This is a genomic window from Pseudomonas sp. ICMP22404 (assembly GCF_006227205.1).
Lineage (GTDB): Bacteria > Pseudomonadota > Gammaproteobacteria > Pseudomonadales > Pseudomonadaceae > Aquipseudomonas.
The window spans coordinates 354,212-379,783 of sequence record NZ_VCNG01000003.1 but is presented as its reverse complement, the minus strand read 5'-3'; the positions used below and the strand labels follow the sequence as shown (position 1 = coordinate 379,783).

Sequence of the window (25,572 nt, the reverse complement as noted above, 5' to 3'; positions counted from 1 at the left end):
GCTTCGTTGTTGATCCTTGATTTGATGGCGCTCGAGTGGCGATGGTGACCGCAGGCTGCGGAATGCTAATGGGAATTTGTGTCAAACAGGAATGAGTTGCTGTATCTTTCGCGACACATTCTTGTCGACTGTCCGGAGACGGTCGGTTTTTCCATTAAGGTTGTGTTTCGATGCGTCGGATTCTCGTTTCACTGTGTGTGCTCCAGGCTTATTCCGTTTCCACCTGGGCAGATGAGCCCATCGCCCCGGACCGGGCGCCGCTGGAGTTGCAGGCCACGGACATCGTGGGGCTTTCGGACACTGAAACCGCGCAGGGGCCCGTCAACGGCTATCACGCCACCCGTTCGGCCAGCGCCACGCGCACCGACACCGCCATTCATGAAACCCCGCAATCCATCAGCGTAGTGTCCCGCGACGTGGTGGAAGACCTCGGCGCTACACGCCTGCAGGATGCCCTCGATTACGCGGGTGGCGTGGGGCGGGCCAACAACTTCGGCGGCCAGGGCCTGACCACGTTCACGGTGCGCGGCTTCACCACCGGAGAGTTCTATCGCAACGGTTTCCCGATCAACCGTGGCTACCCGAACATGCCCGACGCCAATACCATCGAGCGGCTTGAAGTGCTGCGCGGCCCGGCGACCATGCTGTACGGCCGTGGCGATCCGGGCGGCACCTTCAACGTGGTGTCCAAGCAACCGCTGGCCGAGCGCACGGTGACCCTGGGCAGCCAGCTCAACGACCAGGGCATGCGTCGCGGCACGCTGGATGCATCCGGGCCGTTGGATGAGGAGGGGCGCCTGGCCTATCGCCTGAACGTGATCGGTGAGGGTGGCGACACCTTCCGCGACCATGTCGAGACCGAGCGTTATGGCGTCGCGCCGGTGCTGAGCTGGCAGGTCAACGACACCACCCGCCTGACGTTCGAAGGCGACTTCATGCGCAACAACCATCCGCTGGACCGTGGCCTGACGCATTACGCTGGCCAGCGTGGCACGGCCTCCCGGGATACCTTCTTCGGCGAAAAAGACGCCGGCAAATTGCACAACGACAACAACATGGCGCAGCTGCGTTTCGAGCACATGCTCAACGACGACTGGACCCTGGCCGGTGGCACCCAGTGGCTCGACGGCACCTTGCAGGGCAACGCAGTGGAAGGCAACGGCATCGCCGCCGACGGCCGCACCCTGGGCCGTAACTTCAATTACCGCAAACTGGAATGGACCGACCGGGACACGCAGCTCAACCTCACCGGGCACTTTTCAACCGGCGGGTTCGAGCACACGTTGTTGACCGGGGTCGAGTACGAAGACTACGACTATCAGTCGATCATTCAGCGTTCCGCCGCCGGGGCGGGTGCCTACCCGATCGATATCTTCGATCCGGTGTATGGTCAGCCTCGTCCGGCCCTGACACGTACCCCCACCGACGACCAGGAAAACCTCAAGACATTCGGTGTGTTCGTCCAGGATCAGGTGGCGCTCACCGAGCGCCTGAAGCTGTTGGCGGGGACGCGTTTCGAGCGCTTTGAACATGAGTACGAGACCTTCGTGCCCAATGGCAGGAACTGGGACAAGAATGACAGCGCGGTCACGCCGCGGGTCGGGGTGATTTACGACCTGACTGACACAGTGGCCGTTTACGCGAACACTGCCCGTTCTTTCAAGCCCAACACCGGTGCCAGCCGTCAGGGTGGCGGATTCAAGCCGGAAGAGGGCAAGTCCCATGAGATGGGCGTGAAGTGGGAAGCGCTGGATCGTCAGCTGAGTGTCGATGCCGCCATCTACCAGATCGAAAAACGCAACGTACTTACCACCGATCCAGTGGATTCGACTTTCAGTGTGGCGGCAGGCGAAGTGCGCAGCCGTGGCTTCGACCTGAACGTGGCGGGCAACCTGACACCGGAGTGGCGCATGATCGGCGGCTATGCTTATGTCGATGCCGAGGTGACCAAGGACACCAGTATCCCCAGCGGCACCCGCCTGCTCAACGTGCCGAAGAACACCTTCAGTCTGTTGAACGTCTACGAGTTCCAGGACGGTGGCCTCAAGGGGCTGGGCCTGGGAGCAGGTGTCAGATACGTGGATGAGCGGGCCGGCCAGACCGCGGCGAATGCGTTCTCGATGGACAGCTATACCGTCGTCGACCTGCTCGGCTACTACAAGGTCAACGAACGGATCCGCCTGAACCTGGACCTGAAGAACCTGTTCGACGCCGATTACGAGGAAGGCGCCTTCGGCAACGTCTACGCCTACCCGGGCGCACCGCGAACGGTGCAGGCGGGCATTTCCTATACCCTCTAAAGCAAGTGCACTCCCTGTGGGAGCGAGCTTGCTCGCGATAGCGGTCTGTCAGTCAATAATTTCCATCTGACACACCGCCATCGTGAGCAGGCTCGCTCCCACAATGGGGCTGTGGCGATGCCTACCACTTACCCGTGCTCATCCCGCCATCCACCGGCAGTACCGCGCCGGTCGTAAAGTCGGCGCTCGCCAGATACAGCACGGCCTCGGCGATTTCCCCTATGGTGCCCACGCGGCCGGCCGGGGCCAGGTGGTTGAGGAATTCGCGATGGGCCGGGTCATGCATCGGCGTATCGATGATCCCGGGCGCGACGGCGTTGACCTTGATGTTGTGCGGCGACAGCTCGAGGGCCAGGGCCCGGGTCATCTGGTTGACGCCGCCCTTGATCAACACCGGCAGTGCGGCTGGCACCTGGATATTCGGCTGCAGGGCCACAGCGGCGGAAATGTTGATGATGAAGCCCTGCCGGCGACCGATCATGTGCGCGGCGGCCGCCTGGCTGGCGTAGACCAGTCCCTTGAGGTTGGTGTCCAGCAACGACTCCAGGTCTTGGGGGCTGTATTCGATGAAGGGTTTGGGCAGGAAGAACCCGGCATTGTTCACCAGCCCATCAACGGCGCCGAACGCTTCGATGGCTTTGGCGATGAGCTGGGTCGACGTGGCAGGGGCGGCGATATCGCCGGCCACACCGATGAAACGGGCCGAATGATCGAACCGCCCGGCGGCGTCGTCCAGCCCCGCGCGGGAACGGGCATTGCCGACCACGTTATAACCCCGGTCCAGAAACGCCTTGACCAGACCCAGGCCTATGCCGCTGGAGGCGCCGGTGATGATGACGGTTTTGTCGAGACTCATGATGTGACTCCTGATCGTTGAGTTGAACCGCTGCGCCGGTAGTGGCGCTGGTTGAGATCAGGGTATTGATGCGCTGGAGATTGATAAACGGGGCGGGTGGTACTTGAGTTGATACTTGATGTAATTAATCTCTCATTCAACCCAAGCCCCTTGTGGGAGCGAGCCTGCTCGCGATAGCGGTCTGTCAGTAGAACAATTTTCAGCTGACACACCGCTATCGCGAGCAGGCTCGCTCCCACAGGGGGAAATAGGGCTGACAGGCACAAAAAAGCCCGGTCAATCAGCCGGGCTCGATGAAAGCAGATCCTCACTCCTTGGGAAGACTTCGGTATTGCGTGGTTGTCATGCCCGCATAACCCCAGTTATCCGTATCGACTTCCTCGATCACGATATGGGTCAGGTGCGGATCCTTGCCCAGTACACGCTGGAGGGTTTCAGTGATCTCCGAGATCACCTGGGCTTTCTGTTCGCGGGTGACGCCATCGCGGGTGATACGCACATTGACGAAAGGCATGTTGCACTCCTGCTGGTTGAGAGAAGGCGCGCAGGTTTCCCAGCGCGACCGAAGCCACTGTATTTATACGCCACGGGCTGATAAACAGACCTCTACGATCTTCAGTTGATACACGGTGTAACGAATTATGAAGCGACATTTCGAAGACCTGCAGTTGGGCAGCATAGAACTGTTTTGCCTGGCAGCCGAAGCGGGCAGCTTCACGGCAGCGGCCCAGGTGGCAGGCGTGACCCCGGCGGCGGTGAGCCGTTCGATTTTTCGCCTGGAGGAACGCCTGGGTTCGCGCCTGTTCGTACGCACCACCCGCAGCATCCGCCTGACCGACGCCGGCAAGACCTATTTCGAGCAGTGCCGGCAGGCGTTGACCCAACTGGTGGAGGCGCAACAGGAGATGATGGGGGCGCAATCGATGCCGTCCGGGCAACTGCGCATCAGCCTGCCCACGACCTATGGTCATCACCGGATCCTGCCCTTGCTGCCGGCATTCCGTGCGCTGTACCCGCAAGTCAGCGTGGACGTGCACCTGAGCAACCGGAATATCGACTTCGTCGCCGAGGGCTATGACCTGGCGATTCGGGTCCGCGCCCAGCCAGACTCTTCTCTGATTGCACGCTTGCTGGAGGATGCGAAGCTGGTGGTGGTCGCGGCGCCGGACTATCTGCGCAGGGTCGGCACGCCGCGCACCCTCGAAGACCTGGACGATCACGAATGCATTCAGTTCGAGTTGCCCAGCAGCGGCCGGCGAATTTCCTGGCTGTTCAATGTCGACGGCAAGGAGCGGGAGGTATTCGGTCAGGGTAACTATTGCTGTTCGGACGATGTGCTGGGGGGGGTGACGCTGGCCAAGCATGGCGCGGGACTGTTCCAGACCTACCGCTTCATCGTCGAGCAGGAACTGGCGGACGGAGACCTGGTGGAAGTGCTGCAGCCATTCAGTGGTCGCTCACGTCCCTTCACCTTGCTCTATCCCCATGGCCGCTACATGCCCCAACGGGTTCGCGCCTTCGTCGATTTCCTGTTGCAGCATCGGGAGCAGTGGGCTGGCGGCTAAGGGCAATCCCTGTGGGAGCGAGCCTGCTCGCGATAGCGGTAGTCACTGGACTGACGCCATCGCGAGCAGGCTCGCTCCCACATTGGGTCCTGGGTTGACCGCAAGATCACTGTCTACTGACAGACCCTGTGGAGGTGATTAGAACTTGAACGCCTGCCGCCCGATCAGCAGCCACTTGCCATTCTTCTGCTTCTGCCAGATCTGAAAGTTCTCGATTTCAGTCGGCACGATGTCGGTGCCCTTGATCGCCTGGGCCGAGAAATGGTTGCGCACCAGGGCGGTGTCACCTGACAGGGTGATTTTCTGATTCTTCATTTCCAGGGTCTTGAACGCGCTCTTGCCGGTTTCGATGTCGGCGATGAAAGCTTTCTTGTCCTGGATGTTGCCGCTGGAGTGACCGTAGGTGAGGTTCTCGGCAGCCAAGGCCTGAAGCTGGGGAATGTCCTTGTGCAGCATGGCCTGGGTCAGGTGGTCGACGGCCTGGGCCACGTCTTGCTCGGCCGAAGCAACGGCCGTGGCTGCGTAGCCGCTGAACAGGCACAGGAAGCTGATGACCAATGTCGCTTTCTTCATGGGTGTTTCCTTGTTGTTGTAGGCATGAGGAATAGTGTGAGCGCTTTGGAATGTGCTCGTCTGTCATCGTACAACTGTTTTGAGCGTGAGGATAGCGAAGGTGTGGGTCGTGGCAAAGCGTGCGCATCGTTCGCAGGCCTTGTGGAGAGGGAGCATGCTCCTGCTGGGTTGTGCAGAGGCACTCAGGAACGACCCGTTGGACCGTAAGGGCGGATGTTCCTTTATTGACCGTGTGCGTGGAACGTAAAAAAAGAGCCTGATAGTTTCAATCAGGCTCTGAAATGAATAGATGAACCCCCTGGCTTCTGACAGGAAGTTAACTGATTTGATAGGTGTCAGATAATTCTGAAACTTCAACTGAGTACTCATTGGAATTCATATCTTTATAGCTAAGTCGTCCAGCAAAAACAAATTTGAAGTAAACTTTTTTACTTGAACCGTCCTTACCTTCAATGAAGATTAAGTCGTCAGGACGATAATTTTTAAAGCTCTGTTCAGTACAAGTGTGGTTTCGCATTTCGCGTTCTCCGAAGGGGGCGGAGACGTGATTGTTTTTTATTTTTATTGAATAGAGAACTGTCAGGTTTGACAGTTTTATATAAGACTTTCAGGCGGTATTTGGTCTCTTTATTCAGTTGGGGCAGGTTATCTGAGCCTGTCTGGCAGGCGATTCACTTATGCTTCAGAAATCACCCCCGAACCGCCCCCCGAATCCCTTCCAGTAACATGGTGAACGCCGGGTTGTCATTGTCTTCGTGCCACACCAGATGCAACTCGCTCTGTACCCCTTCGCCCAGATCGATTTCCCGGAACACCACCTGCTTGAACACCACGCTGGTGGCACAGCGCGGCACCAGCGCCAGGCCCATGCCGGCGTTGACCAGCGCCAGGATCGTCAGTGATGAGCCCAGCCATTGCACGAATTGCGGCGCGACCCGGGCCGAGCGGAGCATGCCGGTGAGCAATTCGTTGAAGGGTGGGTAGGCGGAGTGGGAATACATCAGAAACGGCTCGCCATCGAGGTCCTGGACGCTGACGGATTCGGCACGGGCCAGCGGATGACTTGCAGGCACCGCCAGGACAAAGGGCTCGCGCACCAGGCATTCGGTGGCGTAGCCGGTTTCCAGCAGCGGCGAGCGGACGATGCCCAGGTCGATACGCCGCGCGCGCAAGGCTTCATGCTGTTGGTAGGTGTTCATTTCCGACAGGACGATTTTCACTTGGGGCTGTTTCAGCCGTGCTTCGGCAATGACCTTGGGCAGGAACTCGTACACCGCACTGCCGACGAAGCTGATGGTGACCGAGCCGATGTCGCCCTGGGCGAAGCGCCGGGCGGCCGTGGCGGCTTGTTGCGCCTGCTCCAGCAGGTTCTGCGCCTCGATGAAAAAAGCCCGGCCGGCGGCGGTGAGGGCAACGCTGCGGGTGCTGCGGGTGAACAGCTCGACGCCCAGGTGATGCTCCAGCAGTTGGATCTGCCGGCTCAAGGGCGGCTGGGTCATGTTCAACCGTTCGGCGGCGCGGCGGAAATTGAGTTCCGTTGCGACGGTGGTAAAGCAGCGCAGCTGGGCCAGTTCAAACATTGATTCAATCCAGGTATCAATCAAGTGCCAAGTTAGATTAGACGGGAACAATACACGCCGTCCATCATCGAGCCGTTCCCCACAAAAACAACGATTGGGAGGCTCCCCTTGAACAACGTACCGGACTCCACCGATGACAGTACCCTGGCGCGCGCCGCGGCCAAGGTCAAACGTCATGTACTGCCCCTGGTGGTGGTGATGTTCATCGTCAACTACATCGACCGGGTCAACATCGGTTTCGTACGCAGCCACCTGGAAACCGACCTGGGTATTGGTGCCGCCGCCTATGGCCTTGGCGCCGGGCTGTTCTTCGTTGGCTACGCGCTGTTCGAAGTACCGTCCAACATGCTCCTGCAACGCTACGGCGCCCGGGCCTGGCTGACGCGGATCATGTTCACCTGGGGCGCGGCGGCGATGGCCATGGCCTTCGTGCGCGGCGAAACCAGTTTCTACGTGCTGCGCTTCATTCTCGGCGCAGCGGAGGCGGGGTTCTTTCCCGGCATCATCTACTACTTCACTCAATGGTTGCCGGCCAACGAGCGCGGCAAGGCGATGGCGATCTTCCTCAGCGGTTCGGCCATCGCTTCGGTGATTTCCGGGCCGGTGTCAGGTGCGCTGTTGAATGTCAGCGGCATGGGCCTGCATGGCTGGCAGTGGATGTTCCTGATCGAAGGTTTTGCCTCTATCGTGCTGTGCGGGTTTGTCTGGTTCTGGCTGCAATCGCACCCCAACCAGGCCAAATGGTTGACCGCCGAAGAGAAAGCCGTGTTGACCGCGACGATTGCCGAAGAACAGCGGGCCCGGGAAGCCGCGCAGGTGGTCAAGCCATCGATGTTCAAGCTGCTCGCCGACCGGCAGATCGCGCTGTTCTGTTTCATCTATTTCTCTATCGCCCTGACGATCTATGGCGCCACGTTCTGGCTGCCGAGCATGATCAGGAAAATGGGTAGCCTGGGGGATTTCCAGGTCGGTTTGCTCAACTCCATCCCGTGGATCATTTCCATCGTGGCGATGTACGGCTTTGCAGCCCTGGCCGGCAAATGGAAATTCCAGCAGGCGTGGGTCGCGGCGACCCTGGTGATCGCGGCGTTCGGCATGTTCATGTCCACCACCGGCGGGCCAATCTTCGCCTTCGTCGCCATCTGTTTCGCGGCCATTGGTTTCAAGGCGGCGTCGGCGTTGTTCTGGCCGATTCCCCAGGGTTACCTGGACGCCCGCATTGCGGCGGCGGTGATTGCCTTGATCAACTCCATCGGCAACCTCGGCGGCTTCGTTGCACCGACGGCATTCGGCTTCCTGGAGCAGACCACCGGCTCCATCGAGGGCGGCCTGTACGGCCTAGCGATTACCTCACTGATCGCCGCCGTGGTGATCTTTTTCGCCCGCACTTCGCCGGGGCGTGACACGCCCAGCTCATTGTCCGGCAAGCGCGAAACCCCCGCGCAGGCCCGTCCGCAGGAAAACCACCGAGCCTTGAACCCTGGCCCATCGGGAGCCGCTGTATGAAGATCAAACGCGTCACCGTCACCCCCATTGCCTTTCGCGATCCACCATTGCTCAACGCCAGCGGCATCCATGAGCCATTTGCGCTGCGCTCGATCATCGAGATCGAGAGTGACAACGGCTACATCGGTTTGGGCGAGAGCTACGGCGATGCCCCGGCCCTGGCGATCCAGCAGCAACTGCAGGACCAGTTGATCGGCCTGGACCCGTTCAACCTCAACCAGTTGCGGGCCATCGTCCAGGCCACCGTCGCCGCGCAACGGCCCGCCAGTGTCGCCGGCGCCGAACTGGCGCCGGGCTCCCATGCGAGCAAGGCCGTGAGCAACGCCTACTCGGCATTTGAAGTGGCTTGCCTGGACCTTCAGGCCCATTACCTGAACGTGCCGTTGGTGGATCTGCTGGGCGGCGCGATTCGCGAGGAAATACCGTTCAGTGCGTACCTGTTTTTCAAGTACGCCGAGCACATCGATTCTCCATATCCGCCGGACAGCTGGGGCGAGGCGCTGACTGAACAGCAGATCGTCGCCCAGGCCCGGCGCATGATCACCGACTACGGTTTCAAGAGCATCAAGCTCAAGGCTGGCGCACTGGAGCCGGAGCATGAAGTGGCGTGCATCAAGGCGCTGAAACAGGCGTTTCCCGGCTACCCGTTGCGCATCGACCCGAATGCCAACTGGTCGCTGGAAACCTCCATTCGCATGGCCGAGCTGCTGGGCGATGACCTGCAGTATTACGAAGACCCGACGCCGGGGCTGGCCGGCATGTCCGAGCTGCACAAGCGCACCGGCCTGCCGTTGGCGACCAACATGGTGGTCACCGATTTCGACGAGTTTCGCCGCAGCGTAGCGCTGAACAGCGTGCAGATCGTGTTGGCCGACCATCATTACTGGGGTGGCCTGCGGGACACCCAGGCGCTGGCGAAAATGTGCGACACCTTTGGCCTCGGCGTGTCGATGCATTCGAACTCGCACCTGGGCATCAGCCTCATGGCCATGGCCCACGTGGCCGCCGCGGTGCCGAACCTGGACTATGCCTGCGACACCCATTACCCATGGCAAGAGCCGGATGAGGAGGTGATCAAGGGGGGCAAGCTGCCGATTGTCGATGGCTGCGTGAAAATCACCCGGGCACCGGGACTCGGGCTGGAGCTGGACCGGGACCAACTGGGCATGTTGCATGAACAGTTCCTGCGCTGCGGCATTCGCCAGCGCGACGATGTGCGGCAGATGCAGCGCTACCGACCGGACTGGAAGACCGTCAAGCCGAGGTTCTGAACTGAAGCAAGGAGGCCTTTGTGGCGAGGGGATAAATCCCCTCGCCACAAGTAGATGTGCCAGCCCACACCCAAAGTACCGCGTCCGCCGGCAGTGCAGTCGTACACCCAAACTGCCGCGCCGGGCCGGCGCTTCCAAAGCACCCGCCAATTGCCTCCAAGGCAGCGTATGGCGGGGCCCGCAGCCTTTCGATAATCGCCTCCGACATCCCGTCCCCTGTTGCGGAGCGCGCCATGCACAACAATAAGAATACCCGTCGCCGTTTTATGCCTGTGGTCATCGCCAGCCTCTCGACCCTCGGCCTGACGCCTTGGGCCCAGGCTGAAATCATGCTGTACGACAAGGACCAGACCACCTTTTCCACCGACGGCTACATCAACGCCTTCTACGTCAACAGCGACGTGGACCGGGCAGGGGACCAATACGACCGGCGCCAGGCGCGGGTCAAGATGGGTTTCCTGCCAAACTACCTGGGCTTCAACATGAGCAAGCAGGTCGATGACCTCAAGCTCGGCGCTCGCACCTCGTTCTGGGTGACCATCAACGACAGCGAAACCAACGGCACCGACACTGCCATCGACGTGCGCCAGTTCTACGGCACCGTCGCCAACCCGGAGTGGGGCGAGGTGTTGATCGGCAAGGACTTCGGCCTGTTCGCCCGCTCCAACATCCTGCTCGACGAATTGCTCGCCGGCTACGGTCAGGTCAGCGACACCCTGGGACTGGTGGACGGCGGTGGCGTGTCGTTCGGCAACATTGGCAGCGGCTACCCCTATCCGTTCCCGACCTCGCAGATCACCTATCGCACCCCGGTCATGGACGGGCTGCGGGTGGCGGTGGGGATCATGGACCCGGTGGACACCAACGACAACAGCGCCACCGGCAAGGCCTACCAGGAAAACCCGCGCACCGAGAGCGAGATCACTTACCAGTTCGACCTCGGCGGCGCAAAAATCTACAGCTGGCTCAACGGCAGCTACCAGACCTCTGACAACACCGACTCCACCGTCGAATCGGTGACCTCCAAAGGTCTGGGTTATGGCGTGCAGGCGAAGATGGGCGGCCTGTCGCTCACCGGCTCCGGGTTCACCGCCAAGGGCATCAACCCGTTCTTCACCAACAACGCTGGCGAAGCGACGTTGCGCAACGTCGACAGCAAGGGCTATCTGCTGCAAGGCTCCTACAAGCTGGGCAAGAACCGCCTGGCGCTGTCCTACGGCAAGACCGATGACGATGGCAACGGCGTGGTGGGCAGCGGCGCCGACTACGAAACCCGCGGCATTGCGCTGTTCCATGACATCAACGACAACCTCAAGCTCGTGGCCGAGTACAACCAGTTCGAAATCAACGGCCACGACACCAGCGCCCAAAATGAAGACACCGATACGTTTGCGGTGGGGGCTGTGTTGACCTGGTAAGAAGTGAATCCCTTGTGGCGAGGGGATTCATCCCCGCTGGGCTGCGAAGCGGCCCCTTTTTCAGTCACCCAGCTTTGTGTCGACTGAACTGTTTTCTGAGGCCGCTCCGCGACCCAGCGGGGCGGTGCGACGTTTCGCTGAATCCCCTCGCCACAAAGGTGTTCCAGCTTAGGTCAGCGTTTTTTGTGGTGGCCCCAGCCGTGCGCATCGCGGCCCGGGCCGCCACCGTTCTCATCCCATGGAAGCGCACACCCGCTACCCAAGTAGCATTCGTGGGCCCGGCGCCGCTTCGTACACTCAAGGCTCCTGTCACGGAGGCGAAGATGCAGCAGGCCCAGAGCGAAGGCGTGGTAAGCGCGATGTCCCAGGCAACGGATGTCGAGCAAGTGGCCCAGGAACTGGCGCGGCAGTTGCTGCATCCGTACCTGGGCTTCGTGCTGTTTTTCTGTTCCGCCGAATACGATCTGCCGGCCCTCGGCCAGGCATTGTCGCAGAGCTTCGGCGGGATTCGCCTGGTGGGTTGCACCAGTGCAGGGGAAATCACCGCCCAGGGTTATGGCCGCAACTGCGTGACGGCGGTGGGGTTCGATCACCGGCATTTTTCCATTGCTGCCGAGCTGATCGGTGAAATGGGCGACTTCAGCCTGATCGACGCCCAGCAGATGGTCGAGCGACTGGCGAGCGGCTGCCGCAGCAATGCTCTGGCCCCGATCAAGGGTCACAGTTTCGCACTGACCCTGCTCGACGGCCTCTCCAGCCGCGAAGAGATGGTGTTGGCGGCGCTGAGCGCTGCCCTGGGAGACATCCCGCATTTTGGTGGCTCGGCCGGTGACGACAATTACCTGACCCACACCCATGTGTACTTCGAGGGCCAGTTCCACAGCGGCGCGGCCGTGGTGGTGTTGATCAATACCTGGCTGGAATTCGAGGTCTTCACCACCCACCACATTCTGCCCCGGGAAGAAAAACTGGTGGTGACCGGTGCCGACAGCGCTTCGCGCCGGGTCTACGAACTCAACGCCGAACCCGCCGCGGAGGAATACGCCCGGCATATCGGCGTGCCAGTGAGCGCCCTCGACTACCGGGTGTTTGCCGCCCATCCGCTGGCGGTACGCATCAACGACCAGTATTACGTGCGGGCCGTCCAACAGGTGCACTCGGACATGAGCCTGAGTTTTTACTGCGCGGTGGAGAACGGCATCGTCCTCACGGCCATGACTCCGGGCCCCTTGCTGAACAATCTGGAAAACCTCTTTGACGGCTTGCAGGCGCGGCTCGGCGATCTGTTGCTGACCATCGGCTGCGACTGCTTCCTCAGGCGCCTGGAGCTGGAAGATCGCGGCGGCCTGGAGCAGATCGGCCAGTTCCTGCGCAAACAACGGGTGATGGGTTTCAACACCTACGGAGAACAGTTCAATGGCATGCACATCAACCAGACCTTTACCGGAGTTGCCATTGCCCGACATCGCGTCCCCGGTCATCGCTGATCTGCAGGCGCAGATTGCCGGACTGCAACACGAAAACCACAAGTTGCAGCGTATCAACGCCGCGCTGATCGAGCGGGTGGAATCCGGCGTGACCCGGGGCAGTGACCCGTATGCGGCGTTCCAGCATTCAGTGGTGCTGGCCGAGCAGGTGCGCGAGCGCACCGATGCGCTGAACCAGGCCATGGCCGAGCTCAAGGCCGGCAATCATCTGCTCGGTGAGGCGCGGTTGCGGGCGGAAACGGCCCATCGGCACCTGATCGATGCCATCGAGAGTATTTCCGATGCGTTCGTGCTGTTCGACGCACAACAGCGCATCGTCCTGTTCAACAGCCGCTTCAAGGCGTTCTGGGCCCACAGTCGGGTGCGTATCATGGCCGGGATGCGCCTGGGCGAGGTCAAGCGCCTGATGACCGCCAACGGCTTGTTCAGCGAAGAAAACCGCGGCCAGGACGATGAACATGTGCTGTACCGGCTGCAGAACGGCCGCTGGTTGCAGGTCAGCGAGCGGCCGACCCAGGAGGGTGGCCGGGTGATCCTGTTCACCGACATCACCGACGTGAAACTCAGTGAAACCGTGCGCCGCGAGCAGGCCATCGCGCAGAAATCCCACCTGTTGCAGCGTGCGGTGGACAACCTCTCCCAGGGCGTGGCGATGGTCAATGCCCAGGGCGTGCTGGAGTTGTGGAACCGGCGCTTCCTGGAACTCAGCGGCCTGGCCCCGGTGGCGGCACACCGGCCGTTCAACGAAGTGATTGCCGACAGCGAACTGCAACTGTTGACCCCGGCCAGCCGCGACAGCAATGGTCGATTGATTCATGAGCGCGAGCAGCGCCTCTCCGATGGCCGGGTCCTGGAAATCCGCACCCATCCGCTGCCCACCGGTGGCTACGTCAACACTTTCACCGACATTACCGAGCGCTACCAGCATGCCGAGGCGTTGAGCGAAAGCGAGCGCTGGATCCGCCTGATCACCGACCATGTGCCGGCGCTGATCGCCTACGTCAATGCCGACCTGGTCTATGAATTCACCAACAAGGTCTACGAACAGTGGTATTGCTGGCCCCGTGGCGTGATGCTCGGCCAGAGCCTGCGCGAAGCCCACAGCGAGCAGCATTACCAGCGCCTGGAAGCCTACGTGGCCCGGGCGCTCGCCGGGGAGAGCGTGACGTTCGAATTCGCCGAAACCAACATCAACAACCAGGAACGCTACATGTTGCGTTCCTACGTGCCGAACCGCCTGGCCAATGGCGAGGTGGTGGGGATTTTCGTGCTGATCCGGGACATCACCGAACGGCGCCGCACCGCCGAGGCGCTGCACCAGGCCTACCAGAACCTGGAACAGCGGGTCCAGGAGCGCACGGCTGAATTGACGACGCTCAACGAACAGTTGCTGCGCGAGATCGATGAGCGCAGCCGCGTGGAACTGCGCCTGCGCGAAGCCAAGCGCGAGGCCGAGCAGGCCAACCTGTCGAAGACCAAGTTCCTGGCAGCAGTCAGCCACGATCTGCTGCAACCGCTCAACGCCGCGCGACTGTTCACCAGCGCCTTGCTCGAACGGCGTGAGCCGGTGGCGAATGCGCATCTGGTGCGCAACGTCAGCAATTCCTTGCAGGACGTGGAGAACCTGCTGGGTACCCTGGTGGACATCTCCAAGCTCGATGCCGGGGTGATCAAGGCGGACATTGCGCCGTTCGCCCTCAGCGAACTGCTCGACAACCTCGCCGCCGAGTACGCCCAGGTCGCCCGCAGCGAGGGGTTGGCGCTGCGCTTCGTGCCGTGTTCGGTGCTGGTGCGCAGTGACATGCAATTACTCGCCCGGATCCTGCGCAACCTGCTGAGCAATGCCATTCGCTACACCCCCAGCGGCCGCGTGGTGCTGGGGTGCCGACGCCACGGTGAGCGGGTGTCGATCCAGGTCTGGGACTCCGGCATCGGTATTGCCGAGGAGCGCCTTGAAGAAATTTTCCAGGAGTTCAAGCGCGGCGATGTACAGCGTCCGGACCAGGACCGTGGGTTGGGCCTGGGCCTGGCGATTGTCGAGAAGATCGCCGGGATCCTCGGTCACCGGATTCATGTACGGTCGTGGCCGGGCAAGGGGTCGATGTTCGCCATCGACGTGCCGTTGAGCGCCTCCGCGCCCAAGCCGGTGCCGTGCGTGGACATGAGCGAGCCGATGCTCGAGCGCTTGCGCGGGGCGCGGATCTGGGTGCTGGATAACGACGCGGCGATCTGTGCAGGCATGCGCACGTTGCTGGAAGGCTGGGGCTGTCGGGTCATCACCGCGCTGTCGGAGCAGGACCTGGCGCGTCAGGTGGGCAGCGACCACGCCGAGGTGGACCTGTTGATCGCCGACTATCATCTGGACAACGACCAGAACGGCGTCGACGCCGTGGCCCGGATCAACGCCAGCCGCAGTTCAGCGATCCCGGCGATGCTGATCACCGCCAACTACAGCAACGAACTCAAGCAACAGATCCGCGAGCGTGGGCACACCCTGATGCACAAGCCGGTGCGGCCGATGAAGCTGAAGATTGCGATGAGTCATTTGCTGGCCCAATCCAACCGTCCCTGAGCCGAACACTTTTTGTGGCAAAGCAACTGTGGGAGCAAAGCTTGCTCGCGATGCAGGCGCTGGAGTGTCAGAAAGAACACCGGCCTTCATCACGGGCAAGCCTTGCTCCCACAAAGTTTTTCCCCGCAAGGGCGCAGAACATCAACGCCGCAGATACGCCCCGAAATCAATATCCCCCGCACTGAGAATCGCCTGCACCCGGTTGTGCACATTGAGTTTGCGCAGAATCGCCGAGACGTGGGCCTTGACCGTGGTTTCGGCGATGTCGAGGGTGTAGGCGATCTGTTTGTTCGATTCGCCCTTGGTCATACGCTCGAGCACCAGCAGTTGCTTGCGGGTCAGGGCCTGGAGCAGTTCGGGCGGGAAGGCCGGGGTTTCGTTCAGGCGCCGGCCGACCGGGTTCTTCTGGGTACGGATGATGTCCGGTGGCAGGTACACGTTACCGTTGAGGATCTGCTCGATGGCGTCGGTCATCTGCGAGCGCGGCGAGGATTTGGTGATGAACCCCACCGCGCCGTAGGTAATGGCCTGCAGGACAATCTGTTTGTCCTGTTCGGCGGAGACGATCACCACGGGAATGGTCGGGGCCTCGTTGCGCAGGTTGATCAGGCCATTGAGGCCGTGCATGCCGGGCATGTTCAGGTCCAGCAGGATCAGGTCCAGGTCGTCGTGCTCGGCGGTCAGGGCCAGGGCGCTGTCCAGGTCGGCGGTTTCCATGACCTCGCTGCCCGGAAAACCGTCGCTGATGACGTTATGGATGGCTTCGCGAAACAGTGGGTGATCGTCGGCTATCAGGATTTTATACATGGCCATTCACCTCATTATTGTGTTGGGTTGGAGCAGTTGCACGCACGTTCAAGATCAGGGAAAGGGTTCAGGCTGCGCCGCTTGCAGGGGCAGGTGGGCAGCCTCCCATGCATCGACGCCGTCGCGATACCAATACAAATGCTTATAGCCCATGGCTGCGGCGCGTTTTACCGCGTTCCAGCTCAGCCAGCAATCGGAGCGGCAATAAAAGACCAACGGTTGATCCGCACGCCCGGCGGTGGCCTGGCGCAGGTGGTGAGCGAAGTAATCCTGCCAGGTCGGGTCGAGCTCGCCGTCGCCGGTATTGGCCAGCCAGAGACTGCCGGGGAGATTGGTGTGGGGCTCGTTGTCGATGAAGCGTCCCTGGACCCAGGGCCGACGGTAGACGTCGATCAACACCGGGGTGGGGGTCTGTTCGAGCAATTGCTGCAACGCCGGGGTATCGACCGTCCGGGCGCCTTCCACTGCGTCGGGGGTGGGGCTGCGATACCGGTCGATGCGATAGCCCTGGGGGGAAAACAGCGCCGTGTCGGCCAGCGCGACATTCAACGACAGGGCCAGCAGGACGACCGTCAGTAAACGGAGCATAGGATTGGTCCTTATTGTTATGCGTCCATTACATGACAGGGTCGCGGTCTTGGGAATGCGACCATGGACAGGGAAAGCAGTACTAAAGTCGTAATTTCTGGCCTTTGCACAATGGTCTGTACACCCGCGAACCCTGTGGGAGCCGAGCTTGCTCGCGATGGCGGTGGATCAGCTTGCCGCGATGGTGACTGTGCCGCCGTCATCGCGAGCAAGCTCGGCTCCCACAGGGGAATGTTTTCCTTCAACGGGATCTGTATCGGTTTGGATCAACCGGCCTTGCGCAGCGCCGCATGCTGCGGGTTGAAGGTCCACACCGCCAGCAGGGCGAACACCAGGGTCAACCCCATGCACACCGTCATCGCCAGCAGGTTGAACTGGCCATACAAGGCATAACGCACCAGTTCCACGCCATGGGTGAATGGGTTCACCGCACACAACCAGTACAGCCAGGGGCTGGCTTCGAGCATCTTCCACAGCGGATACAGCGCCGAGGACAGGAAGAACATCGGGAAGATCACGAAGTTCATCACCCCGGCGAAGTTCTCCAGTTGGCGGATCGCGTTGGACAACAGCAAGCCCAGGGCACTGAGCATCAGCGCCACCAGTAACAGCGCCGGCAGCGCCAGTAACAAACCCATGGCCGGCGGCTGGACGCCATACAGCCAGGCGATGGCGAGGAAGGCGTATACCTGCAGCAACGAGATCAACGACGTCGCCAGCAATTTGCTCGCGAGCAGGAAAGCCCGGGGCAGGGGACTGGTCAGCAGCACCCGCATGCTGCCCATTTCCCGGTCGTAGACCATCGAGAGCGAACCCTGCATGCCGTTGAACAGCAGGATCATGCAGGCCAGGCCAGGCACGATGTACACCTCGTAGGGAATGTAGGTGTCGTAGGGCGCAATGATCGCGATGCCCAGTGCCGCGCGAAAACCGGCGGCGAACACCAGCAGCCACAACAATGGGCGTACCAGCGCGCTCAGTAGCCGTGTGCGCTGCAATACGAAGCGCAGCCATTCGCGCATGACGATGCCGCTGAAACATTGCCAATACGCGTTCATGCCTGGGCTCCCGAGGTGGTCAAGCGGGTGAAGGCCGAACCCAAGGTACCGCCATGTTCCTGGCTCACGGCCTCGGCACGGCCGCTGGCGACCAGGCGGCCCTGGTGCACGATCAGCAGATCGTCGCAGGGTTGTACTTCATCCAGCAGGTGGGTGGTCCAGAGCACGCTGATGCCCTGCTCGTCACACAGTTGGCGGATGTGCCGGCCCAGAGCCTGGCGGCTGGCCGGGTCGAGGCCGACGCTGGGTTCGTCCAGCAGCAACAGGCGAGGTTCGTGCAACAGCGCCCGGGCGATTTCCACCCGGCGACGATGCCCTCCGTTGAGCGCTCGGACCCGTTCATGGCGTCGCTCGGTCAACTGCTGCCGAGCCAGCTCGGCGTCGATTCGGGCCATCCCTTCGCGCCGCGACAAACCGTGCAAGGCGAGGTGATAGCGCAGGTTCTGTTCGACACTCAAGTCCAGGTCCAGGGTGCTTTGCTGGAACACCACGCCCAACTGTTGCAGGGCCGGCCGTGGCGAATGCTGCAAGGAATGGCCGCCGACACGGATCTCGCCATGCTGCACATCGTAGAGGCGCGTGAGCAGGGCGATCAGCGTCGATTTGCCGGCGCCGTTGGGGCCCAGCAGTGCGGCGAAGCGCCCGGCGGCGAGGCTGAAACTCATCTGCTTGAGGGCTTCGCGAGGCCCGTAGGCAAAGCTCAGATCGCTGACCTCCAGGGCGTTCATGGCGTCACCACCACACCCCAGGGGTAGCGCCCGACTTTTACTGACTTGAGCACCTTGCGGCTCTGCACATCGATCACCGAGACATCGCCGCTGACGCCATTGGTGGCCAGCAACTGTTGCTGGTCCGGGGTAAATGCCAGTTGCCAGACCCGGCGGCCCACCAGCAGGTAATCCAGGACTTCGAAGGTCTTCGCGTCGATCACCGCCACATGGTTGGCCGGGCCCAGGGCGACGAAGGCCAACTGGCCGTCGGCGCTGAGCTTGATGCCCACCGGCTGGACCTTGTCCGGGTGAACGCCCTTGATCTGGAAGGTCAGGGTCTTGAGTACCTTGCGCGTGGCGACATCGAGAATCGTCACGGTGCCGCCGATCTCCGCCGAGGCCCAGAGCTGGCTGCCGTCGCGATTGAACTCGACGAAGCGTGGTCGCTGATCCACCAGGGTGCTGTCGGCCAGGGTCTGGGTGCTGGTGTCGATCCAGTGCAGCATGTTGGTGGTTTCACTGGTATTGACCGTCCACTTGCCGTCGGGGCTGACGGCCATGCCCTCGGGCTCGACACCGACGCCGATCTGGCCCAGCACCTCGGAGGTCTGGGTATCGATGACGGTCACCAGGGCGTCGTCTTCGTTGGAGACGTAGAGCCAGCGGTCGTTGGGGTGCAGGGCAAACTGCTCCGGGTCCTTGCCGGACGGCAGTTCCTTGATGATCTTGCGGGTGGCGACGTCCATCACCTGGACCCGGTCCGAATCGCTGGCGCAGATGTACAGCAGGCGATTGTCGTGGGACAGCAGCAAACCCCGCGGACGCTGGCCCACCGGCAGCGTTTCCACCACTTCCAGGCTCTGCATGTCGATCAGGCTCAGGCTGTTGTCTTTCTCGTTCGAGACCCAGGCGGTGCTGGCGGCGGCAGGGCCGGTGGCGAGCAGCACCGCGCCGAGGGCGAGCACCTGACGGAGCAGGGTGGGTTGGAACAGCGGGCGGCGCATGGCGGTTTTCCTTATTGTTGTTGTCGATCAGGGGTAGCGACAGCTCACTTCGGGCCGGTCGTAGCCCAGGCTGTCCATTTCATTGGTGGGGTGCAGGAAGCCGTCTTGTGGCGAGGTGCTGACCAGGGCCCGCGGCTGGACCAGGGGAATCGGTTGGCGCAGTTGTCCGTTCCAGGGGCGATAGCTGAGCTTGCGTCCCTTGAAACCGTCCAGGGGCAACTGATCACTCAAGGCCAACTGGCGAATGGCGAACGGGTCGGCCTGGCGCAGCTTGCTCACTGCGCTGGCGACGCTGCGCACGGCGATCCAGGCGGCGAAGTCGCGGTCGTTCATCCAGCGCCCGGCCAGGGCTTCGAAGCGCTTTTGCAGTTGCGCGGCGCCGTAGGTTTCCACGGTCTTGTGCCAGCCGGTGGGCGTCAGACCCTGGGTGCCGGCCACCGGACGCGGGTACCAGGTCTGGTAGGGCAGGTACTCGCCGAAGTCGCCACGCTCATCGGCCACCAACACCACGTCGTATTCGGCGGTCTGGGTGAACAGCGGCATGTCGGCCTGTGCGCCGCGGCGCTGGTCGTTATCGAACTGCCAGGCTTTCTCGGCGACGGTCTTCATGCCGAAGCGTTTCATGGCCCGGCGCAGGGCACTGGCATAGGCCTGGTCTTCGGGCGTCTGCCCGACGATCAACAACGCCTTCTGCCATTTGCGCACGACGCTGAATTGCACCAGGGCATCGGCGAGCATGGCCCGGTCGGGCAGGCTGTGCAGCACGTTGCCCAGGCAGTCGGTGGTGCGCAGGCTGTCATCAGCGCTGCCGGCATTGAACAGCAGGCTGTCGGGCAGGGCGGCGCTGAGCTGACGCAGGCTGGCGGCCGGGGCGTTGACCACGAACAGCCGCAGGCCCTGGTCGTGCTGGGTACGAGCGGCCTGGAGCAAGGCTTCGGGACTGTCGACGCTGGCGCTTTCCAGGCGGTATTCCTGCTTGAGAAAACGGCCGGTGCTGTTGCTGTCGATGATCGCCAGCTCGGCGCCGCGCAGCCCGGCATCGGCAGGTTCGGCAATGACGTTGGACAGCAGCGGGCCTGGGTCGGGGCGATAGCCCAAGTAGCCAATGCGCACCTGCAACGGCATCGCGTCCTCGGCCTGGGCGGTGGTGGCTGCCATCAGGGCGATCAAGGTGAAACTGACGAGCCGGCGCATGACACCTCCATTGCAGGTAGCGCCAGCATAGGAAGCCCTTGATCGGGGGGAAATATGCAGAAAGTACCGCCGGGGCAGTACCAAGGTAGTAACTCGTCGTCAATGTTGGCGTTTTAGGATGCGGACAACCGTCATTCATCAGGGAGCGGACAGACCGTGCGGACTTTCAAGGTGTTGCTTCTGCCGCTGTTGCTCATCCTGAGCTTGATTGGGGTCGACCGCTTGCCCGGCAGTCACCGCCGCCCCCCTGTGGGGGCGAGCCTGCTCGCGATAGCGGTGGTCCCGCCGACAGAGAGGGTGGATGTGCCGCCCTCATCGCGAGCAGGCTCGCTCCCACAAGTGACATGTGTCGATTCAGTGATGGGGTGTTGAGCATGTCGGCCCTGTGGCGGATCAATCTGTGGGTGGTGGCCTTCTTCGGCCTGGTCACGCTGGCCTGTGGGGGCCTGTTGCTGCATCAAGCCATGACCGACGTAAAGCGCGAGCTGCAATCGGCCGGTTCCGTGGTGCAATACCTGCGCGAAACCGCCGAGCGCGACCCGGCCAGCCTCCAGATGCGTCTGACCGGGAGCCTGCGCCATGTGCGGGTGCGCTGGCTGGCGGCGGGGGAAAGCCTGCAGGCGGGCGTCGACAGCGGGCTGAAGGCCTGGCTCGGCCGGCAAGTGCTGGTCGATGGCCCGGCGCCTCAGGTGGTGGATCTGCGCGACGGTCGTCGGGCCTGGATCGCCGTCGATCCTCGGGATGAAATCGAAGAAATCCTTGATTCGCTGGTGCAACTGCTGGGCGTCTGCGCCATGGCCTTGTCGCTCAGCCTGCTGGTGATCCGCTGGGCGGTGCGTCGGGGCATGCGGTTGCTGGATGACTTGCTCGACGCGCTGCGCCAGGTATCGGCCGGCGATCTGCGGGTGCGCCTGCCCGCCGAAGGCATCCCGGAGGCGCGGCAACTGGCGGGACACTTCAACCGGATGACTGCCGCCCTGGCCCAATCCCAGGCCGATAATACCCGGCTCACCCAGACACTGCTGGCGGTCCAGGAGCAGGAACGTACGCACTTGGCCCAGGCCCTGCATGATGATCTGGGCCAATACGTGGCTGGCATCCGCGCCCGTGCCTGCCTGCTGCGCCTGGTCACCGACCAGCCGTTGGTGTTGGAGCAGACGGTCAGCCAGCTCGAAGATCACTGCGAGCACTTGCAACAGGGTTTTCGGGCACTGGTGCACGACCTGTACCCGGTGGTGTTGCAGCACTTGCCGCTGGACGAAGCCATCGGATTGTTGGCGCGGCAGTGTCAGGACACCCATGGCATTGCCTGTGAGCTGCGGATCGACGCCGCGTTGCCGTTGTTGTCCGGGCCAGACAAGACCCAGCTGTATCGCCTGGTCCAGGAGGCGCTGACCAACGTTGCCCGTCATGCCAGCGCCACCCGGGTACGGATTCGTCTGCGTCAGCGCGGCGGACGTCTGCGGCTGCTGGTGCGCGATAACGGCCAGGGGGCGACGCAGCCGCCCCGACCGGGTGTCGGCCTGCATTCGATGTCCGAACGGGCTCGCAGCCTGGGCGGCGAGCTGCGTGTCATCTGCCGCCCCGGTGCCGGCTGGGCGCTGGCTTTGAATATCCCCCTGGAGGCGCGATGAATATTTTATTGGTGGATGACCATGCGGTGGTTCGGCAGGGGTTCGCCAGCCTTCTGCGGGCCCTGATGCCAGACTTGCAGGTCCGCGAGGCGGCCACGGGTGAAGAGGCGCTGTGCCAGGTGCAGGAGCAGGTGCCGCACTTGGTGATTATGGATTTCGGCCTGCCCGGCATCAGTGGCCTGGAAACCACGCGGCGCCTGCGCCAACGCCTGCCACAACTGCGCGTGCTGTTCTTCAGCATGCACGATGAGTTACCGCTGGTACGCCAGGCGCTGGACGCCGGCGCCGCGGGTTACCTGACCAAGAATTCGGCGCCCCAGGTGCTGGTGGAGGCGGTGCGACGGGTATTGGCCGGCCATGCCTATATCGAACAATCCCTGGCGACCCAACTGGCCTGTGCCAGCTCCCGGCACGACGCCGACCCGCGCCTGCAATGCATGACCCAACGCGAGCTGGAAATTTTCGTCATGCTCGCCAAGGGCACGCCCGCACGCACGATCGCCGAGCAGCTGTGCATCAGCGCCAAGACCGTGTCCAATCACCTGACGCTGCTCAAGAGCAAGCTGCAGGTCAGTTCCCATGCCGAGCTGGTGCATTTGGGGATCGACATGGGCGTGGTGCGGGTGGCGGGGTGATCGTGGGCACTGTGAGTTACTCGGCCCAAGACGTTGGACACCCGGTACAACCCTCCATATTCGCCCCCTGGAAATTCCCGTAGTGCTGACGTGATCCGCTCAGGTTGGCCTGTTCCAGGTTGCTTTCCCCCAGCTTGGCTTCCTGCAGGTTGGCGTCGCGCAGGTCGGCGCCCTTGAGGTCAGCCTTGCTCAGCCAGGCCATTTCCAGGTCGGCGGCTTGCAGGTTGGCGCCGTGCAGGCGCGCGCCGGACAGCCGGGAAAATTGCAGGTACGCGGCACTCAGGTCGGCGCCTTGGAATTGTGCGCCTTGGGCGAACAGCCCCCAGCCCTGGATCGCCTTGAGCGTGGCATCGGTGAAGTCCGCCAGGCGCAGGTTGCTTTGTTGCAGGCTGGCGCGGGTCAGGTTGGCCCCCTGCAAGCGAGCCCGTTCGAGGTTGGCCAGGTCCAGCCGGGCATGGCGCAAATCGGCACCCCGCAGGTCCGCGCCACTGAGGTTCATCTTGCGCAAGTCCTGATTAGCCAGTTGAGCACCGCGTAAATCGGCACCGGGGCATTGGCTGGATTCGGCGATGACGCAGCCGTTGAGGGTCAGGAGAGCTTCGGTGTCGTCGGCGTGGGCGTTGAGGGCGAGCAGCAATGCAAGGGGTAAGTAATTCATGGCAGTAGACTCGGTAAGCTCTGTGGGAGCGAGCCTGCTCGCGAAGCGGTGGATCAGCCTGCATGGATGTCGACTGACACACCGCTTCGCGAGCAGGCTCGCTCCCACAGGGGGATGGGATTGAGTTTTGAGGGGGGCGCGCTACTTCTGCGCCGTGGCCTTGTCCCAGCCTGGAATCTTGAACACCCAGAATGAGCCACCCTGTGCCACGGGCTTGGTCAGCTCCGCCATGTCACCACCCCACAACGGCACTGCACCGCCATAACCGACGGTCACGCCGATGTATTGCTCGCCGTCCTGTTCCCAGGTGATGGGTGGGGAGACGATGCCGCTGCCGGTCTGGAATTTCCACAGTTCTTTGCCGGTCCTGGCATCGAACGCCTTGAAGAAGCCGTCACCGGTGCCGGTGAACACCAGGTTGCCCTGGGTCGCCAGTACGCCGGCCCACAACGGCAACGGCTCCTTGTGCTCCCAGACCACCTTGCCCGTGGTGGGGTTCATCGCCCGCAGGCTGCCGACGTGATCGTCGTACATGCGCTTGATGCGAAACCCCATGCCGAGGTAGGCCGAACCTTTCTTGTAATTCACCTCCTCGGTCCAGTATTCCTCTTTCCATTGGTTGCCCGGGACGTAGAACAGCCCGGTGTCCTGGCTGTACGCCATGGGGTTCCAGTTCTTGCCGCCCAGGAACGGCGGCGAGACTTCCACGGGCTTGCCCCGGGTTTCGCCGGGCAATGGCTTGGCCGGACGCTGGCCGGGGTTCTCCACGGGGCGACCGGTCTTGAGATCGATGTGGCTGGCCCAGGTGATGTTGTCGACGAAGGGGAACGCGTTCTGCAGCTTGCCGTTGTTGCGGTCCACGACGTAGAAAAAACCGTTGCGGTCGGCATGGGCGGTGGCCTTGATGACCTTGCCGTCCTTGTCCTTGTAGTCGAACAGCACCAGCTCGTTGTTGCCGGAGAAATCCCAGGCATCGTTGGGCGTGTGCTGGTAGAACCACTTCACTTCGCCCGTGCTCGGGTCGACGCCCACCTGGCCGGAGGTGTAGAGGCTGTCATAGTCGTGGGGGTTGCCATCCTTGGCAGTCCGGGCCCAGGTGTTCCACGGGCCGGGGTTGCCCGCGCCGACGATGATGGTGTTGGTCTCGGGGTCGAAACTGGCGCTCTGCCAGGGCGCGCCGCCGCCGTGGCTCCAGGCTTGGACCTTGCCCGTTTCGGTGGTCTTGTCGTCGGGCCAGGAGGGCGCCTTCACATCGCCGGTGGGGGTGCTGTCCTTGCCGTTGAGGCGGCCCATGTGGCCCTCGACGAAGGGGCGCATCCAGACTTCCTCGCCCGTGTCGGGATCGCGGGCGAACAACTGCCCGACGACGCCGAATTCATCGCCGGAACTGCCATGGATCAGCAGCACTTTGCCGCTGGTCTTGTCCTTGATCAGCACCGGGGCGCCGGTCATGGTGTAGCCGCCGGCGTGATCGCCGAACTTCTTGTTCCATACGACCTTGCCGGTGTTTTTGTCGAGGGCGACCACGCGTGCATCCAGGGTGCCGAAGTAGATCTTGTCGCCATAGATGGCCGCGCCGCGATTGACCACGTCGCAGCACGGGCGAATGTTGTCCGGCAGCCGGTGGTTATAGGTCCACAGGCGCTTGCCGGTCTTGGCATCGAGGGCGAATACCCGTGAATACGAACCGGTGACGTAGACCACGCCGTCGCTGACGATGGCCTGGGATTCCTGGCCGCGCTGTTTCTCGTCGCCGAATGAGTAGGACCAGGCCGGGGTCAGCTTGAACACGTTCTTGTCGTTGACCTGGGCCAGCGGGCTCCAGCGCTGGGCGTTGGTGCCCATGCCGTATTGCAGCACGTCCTTGGTGGTCAGGTGATCGTTGGCAATGTCTTCCCAACTGACTCCCGGCGTTGCGGCGCTGGCCAAGGGGCTCAGCGACAGACTGCCGGCCAGCAGCAAGGCGACCGTCAGGGAGGAGAGGGCGGGTAGCGTTTTTATTCTCATGGTGGCAGTTCCCAGTGAAAGGTTTAGGCATGACTAGGTTGGGTCGCGCCGGGGGCCTGCCGATACGGAAAAAGTCCCGCCTTTGCCGGGAAGACTTCCCGAGCCGCCTGTCTTTGCGACTTGCGTCGGACGGCCTGCTACCAAGGAAC

The 25,572-nt window shown here is 62.3% G+C and carries 21 protein-coding genes; 9 read left to right on the top strand and 12 right to left on the bottom strand.

The annotated features are described in order from the left end of the window. Positions 1-170 precede the first annotated feature (170 nt). Positions 171-2,300, top strand: a complete 2,130-nt coding sequence (locus FGE05_RS07595) for a TonB-dependent siderophore receptor (RefSeq protein WP_139643302.1) — start codon at positions 171-173, stop codon at positions 2,298-2,300. Between the two features lie 121 nt (positions 2,301-2,421). Here FGE05_RS07595 and FGE05_RS07590 read toward each other — a convergent pair whose 3' ends face one another. Together FGE05_RS07590 and FGE05_RS07585 are read right to left on the bottom strand one after the other, a co-directional pair. Continuing rightward, positions 2,422-3,156, bottom strand: a complete 735-nt coding sequence (locus FGE05_RS07590; protein WP_139643299.1) for an SDR family NAD(P)-dependent oxidoreductase — start codon at positions 3,154-3,156, stop codon at positions 2,422-2,424. A 307-nt stretch (positions 3,157-3,463) separates the two neighbouring features. Next, the gene (locus FGE05_RS07585) at positions 3,464-3,670 is read right to left on the bottom strand and encodes a 4-oxalocrotonate tautomerase family protein (protein ID WP_003202537.1); all 207 of its coding nucleotides are present in this window, start codon (positions 3,668-3,670) and stop codon (positions 3,464-3,466) included. Between the two features lie 127 nt (positions 3,671-3,797). On the opposite strand from FGE05_RS07585, the gene FGE05_RS07580 reads away from it, so the two are divergent. Beyond that, positions 3,798-4,721 carry a LysR family transcriptional regulator gene (locus tag FGE05_RS07580; protein WP_139643297.1) on the top strand — a complete coding sequence of 308 codons (924 nt, stop codon included), beginning with the start codon at positions 3,798-3,800 and terminating at the stop codon, positions 4,719-4,721. 138 nt (positions 4,722-4,859) lie between these two features. Here FGE05_RS07580 and FGE05_RS07575 read toward each other — a convergent pair whose 3' ends face one another. Together FGE05_RS07575 and FGE05_RS07570 are read right to left on the bottom strand one after the other, a co-directional pair. Then, positions 4,860-5,294 carry a nuclear transport factor 2 family protein gene (locus FGE05_RS07575; RefSeq protein ID WP_139643294.1) on the bottom strand — a complete coding sequence of 145 codons (435 nt, stop codon included), beginning with the start codon at positions 5,292-5,294 and terminating at the stop codon, positions 4,860-4,862. A gap of 689 nt (positions 5,295-5,983) precedes the next feature. Next, positions 5,984-6,874: a LysR substrate-binding domain-containing protein gene (locus tag FGE05_RS07570; RefSeq protein ID WP_139643292.1), complete on the bottom strand. Its 891-nt coding sequence runs from the start codon at positions 6,872-6,874 to the stop codon at positions 5,984-5,986. A 108-nt stretch (positions 6,875-6,982) separates the two neighbouring features. Between FGE05_RS07570 and FGE05_RS07565 the strand changes: the two genes are divergently transcribed. From FGE05_RS07565 to nahK, 5 genes are all read left to right on the top strand, one after another. Beyond that, positions 6,983-8,380, top strand: a complete 1,398-nt coding sequence (locus tag FGE05_RS07565; protein ID WP_139643290.1) for an MFS transporter — start codon at positions 6,983-6,985, stop codon at positions 8,378-8,380. Then, positions 8,377-9,651: a glucarate dehydratase family protein gene (locus FGE05_RS07560; RefSeq protein WP_139643288.1), complete on the top strand. Its 1,275-nt coding sequence runs from the start codon at positions 8,377-8,379 to the stop codon at positions 9,649-9,651. Before FGE05_RS07565 ends, FGE05_RS07560 begins: the two co-directional genes overlap by 4 nt. Before the next feature lie 233 nt (positions 9,652-9,884). Then, a complete protein-coding gene (locus FGE05_RS07555; protein WP_139643285.1) occupies positions 9,885-11,069 on the top strand; it encodes a porin in 1,185 nt (394 codons plus the stop codon). 323 nt (positions 11,070-11,392) lie between these two features. Then, a complete protein-coding gene (gene nosP / locus FGE05_RS07550) occupies positions 11,393-12,556 on the top strand; it encodes a nitric oxide-sensing protein NosP (protein ID WP_139643283.1) in 1,164 nt (387 codons plus the stop codon). Then, positions 12,486-15,128 carry a hybrid sensor histidine kinase/response regulator NahK/ErcS' gene (nahK, locus tag FGE05_RS07545; protein WP_139643280.1) on the top strand — a complete coding sequence of 881 codons (2,643 nt, stop codon included), beginning with the start codon at positions 12,486-12,488 and terminating at the stop codon, positions 15,126-15,128. Before nosP ends, nahK begins: the two co-directional genes overlap by 71 nt. 141 nt (positions 15,129-15,269) lie before the next feature. On the opposite strand, the gene FGE05_RS07540 is transcribed toward nahK, so the two are convergent. From FGE05_RS07540 to FGE05_RS07515, 6 genes are all read right to left on the bottom strand, one after another. Then, entirely contained in the window at positions 15,270-15,935 is a 666-nt protein-coding gene (locus FGE05_RS07540; RefSeq protein WP_041021386.1) for a response regulator transcription factor, read from the bottom strand. A 54-nt stretch (positions 15,936-15,989) separates the two neighbouring features. Next, on the bottom strand, positions 15,990-16,523 hold the full coding sequence (locus FGE05_RS07535) for a PQQ-dependent catabolism-associated CXXCW motif protein (protein WP_139643276.1): 534 nt from the start codon (positions 16,521-16,523) through the stop codon (positions 15,990-15,992). 266 nt (positions 16,524-16,789) lie between these two features. After that, positions 16,790-17,581: an ABC transporter permease gene (locus tag FGE05_RS07530; RefSeq protein ID WP_139643272.1), complete on the bottom strand. Its 792-nt coding sequence runs from the start codon at positions 17,579-17,581 to the stop codon at positions 16,790-16,792. Further along, positions 17,578-18,309, bottom strand: a complete 732-nt coding sequence (locus FGE05_RS07525; RefSeq protein ID WP_139643268.1) for an ABC transporter ATP-binding protein — start codon at positions 18,307-18,309, stop codon at positions 17,578-17,580. Before FGE05_RS07525 ends, FGE05_RS07530 begins: the two co-directional genes overlap by 4 nt. Continuing rightward, complete coding sequence (locus FGE05_RS07520) at positions 18,306-19,295, bottom strand: YVTN family beta-propeller repeat protein (protein WP_139643264.1); 990 nt, start codon at positions 19,293-19,295, stop codon at positions 18,306-18,308. Before FGE05_RS07520 ends, FGE05_RS07525 begins: the two co-directional genes overlap by 4 nt. Before the next feature lie 27 nt (positions 19,296-19,322). Continuing rightward, positions 19,323-20,489, bottom strand: a complete 1,167-nt coding sequence (locus FGE05_RS07515) for an ABC transporter substrate-binding protein (RefSeq protein WP_139643261.1) — start codon at positions 20,487-20,489, stop codon at positions 19,323-19,325. Positions 20,490-20,863: 374 nt separating this feature from the next. Here FGE05_RS07515 and FGE05_RS07505 point away from each other — a divergent pair, with 374 nt between their 5' ends. Both FGE05_RS07505 and FGE05_RS07500 read left to right on the top strand, forming a co-directional pair. Continuing rightward, positions 20,864-22,123, top strand: a complete 1,260-nt coding sequence (locus FGE05_RS07505; RefSeq protein WP_139643255.1) for an ATP-binding protein — start codon at positions 20,864-20,866, stop codon at positions 22,121-22,123. After that, positions 22,120-22,758, top strand: coding sequence for a response regulator transcription factor (locus tag FGE05_RS07500; protein ID WP_139643252.1), 639 nt, complete (start codon positions 22,120-22,122; stop codon positions 22,756-22,758). The genes FGE05_RS07505 and FGE05_RS07500 overlap by 4 nt, the downstream gene beginning before the upstream one ends. Positions 22,759-22,774: 16 nt before the next feature. Here FGE05_RS07500 and FGE05_RS07495 read toward each other — a convergent pair whose 3' ends face one another. Then, positions 22,775-23,416, bottom strand: a complete 642-nt coding sequence (locus FGE05_RS07495; RefSeq protein WP_139643248.1) for a pentapeptide repeat-containing protein — start codon at positions 23,414-23,416, stop codon at positions 22,775-22,777. A gap of 141 nt (positions 23,417-23,557) precedes the next feature. Then, positions 23,558-25,423 carry a quinoprotein ethanol dehydrogenase gene (exaA, locus tag FGE05_RS07490; RefSeq protein WP_139643245.1) on the bottom strand — a complete coding sequence of 622 codons (1,866 nt, stop codon included), beginning with the start codon at positions 25,421-25,423 and terminating at the stop codon, positions 23,558-23,560. Between the last annotated feature and the right edge of the window lie 149 nt (positions 25,424-25,572).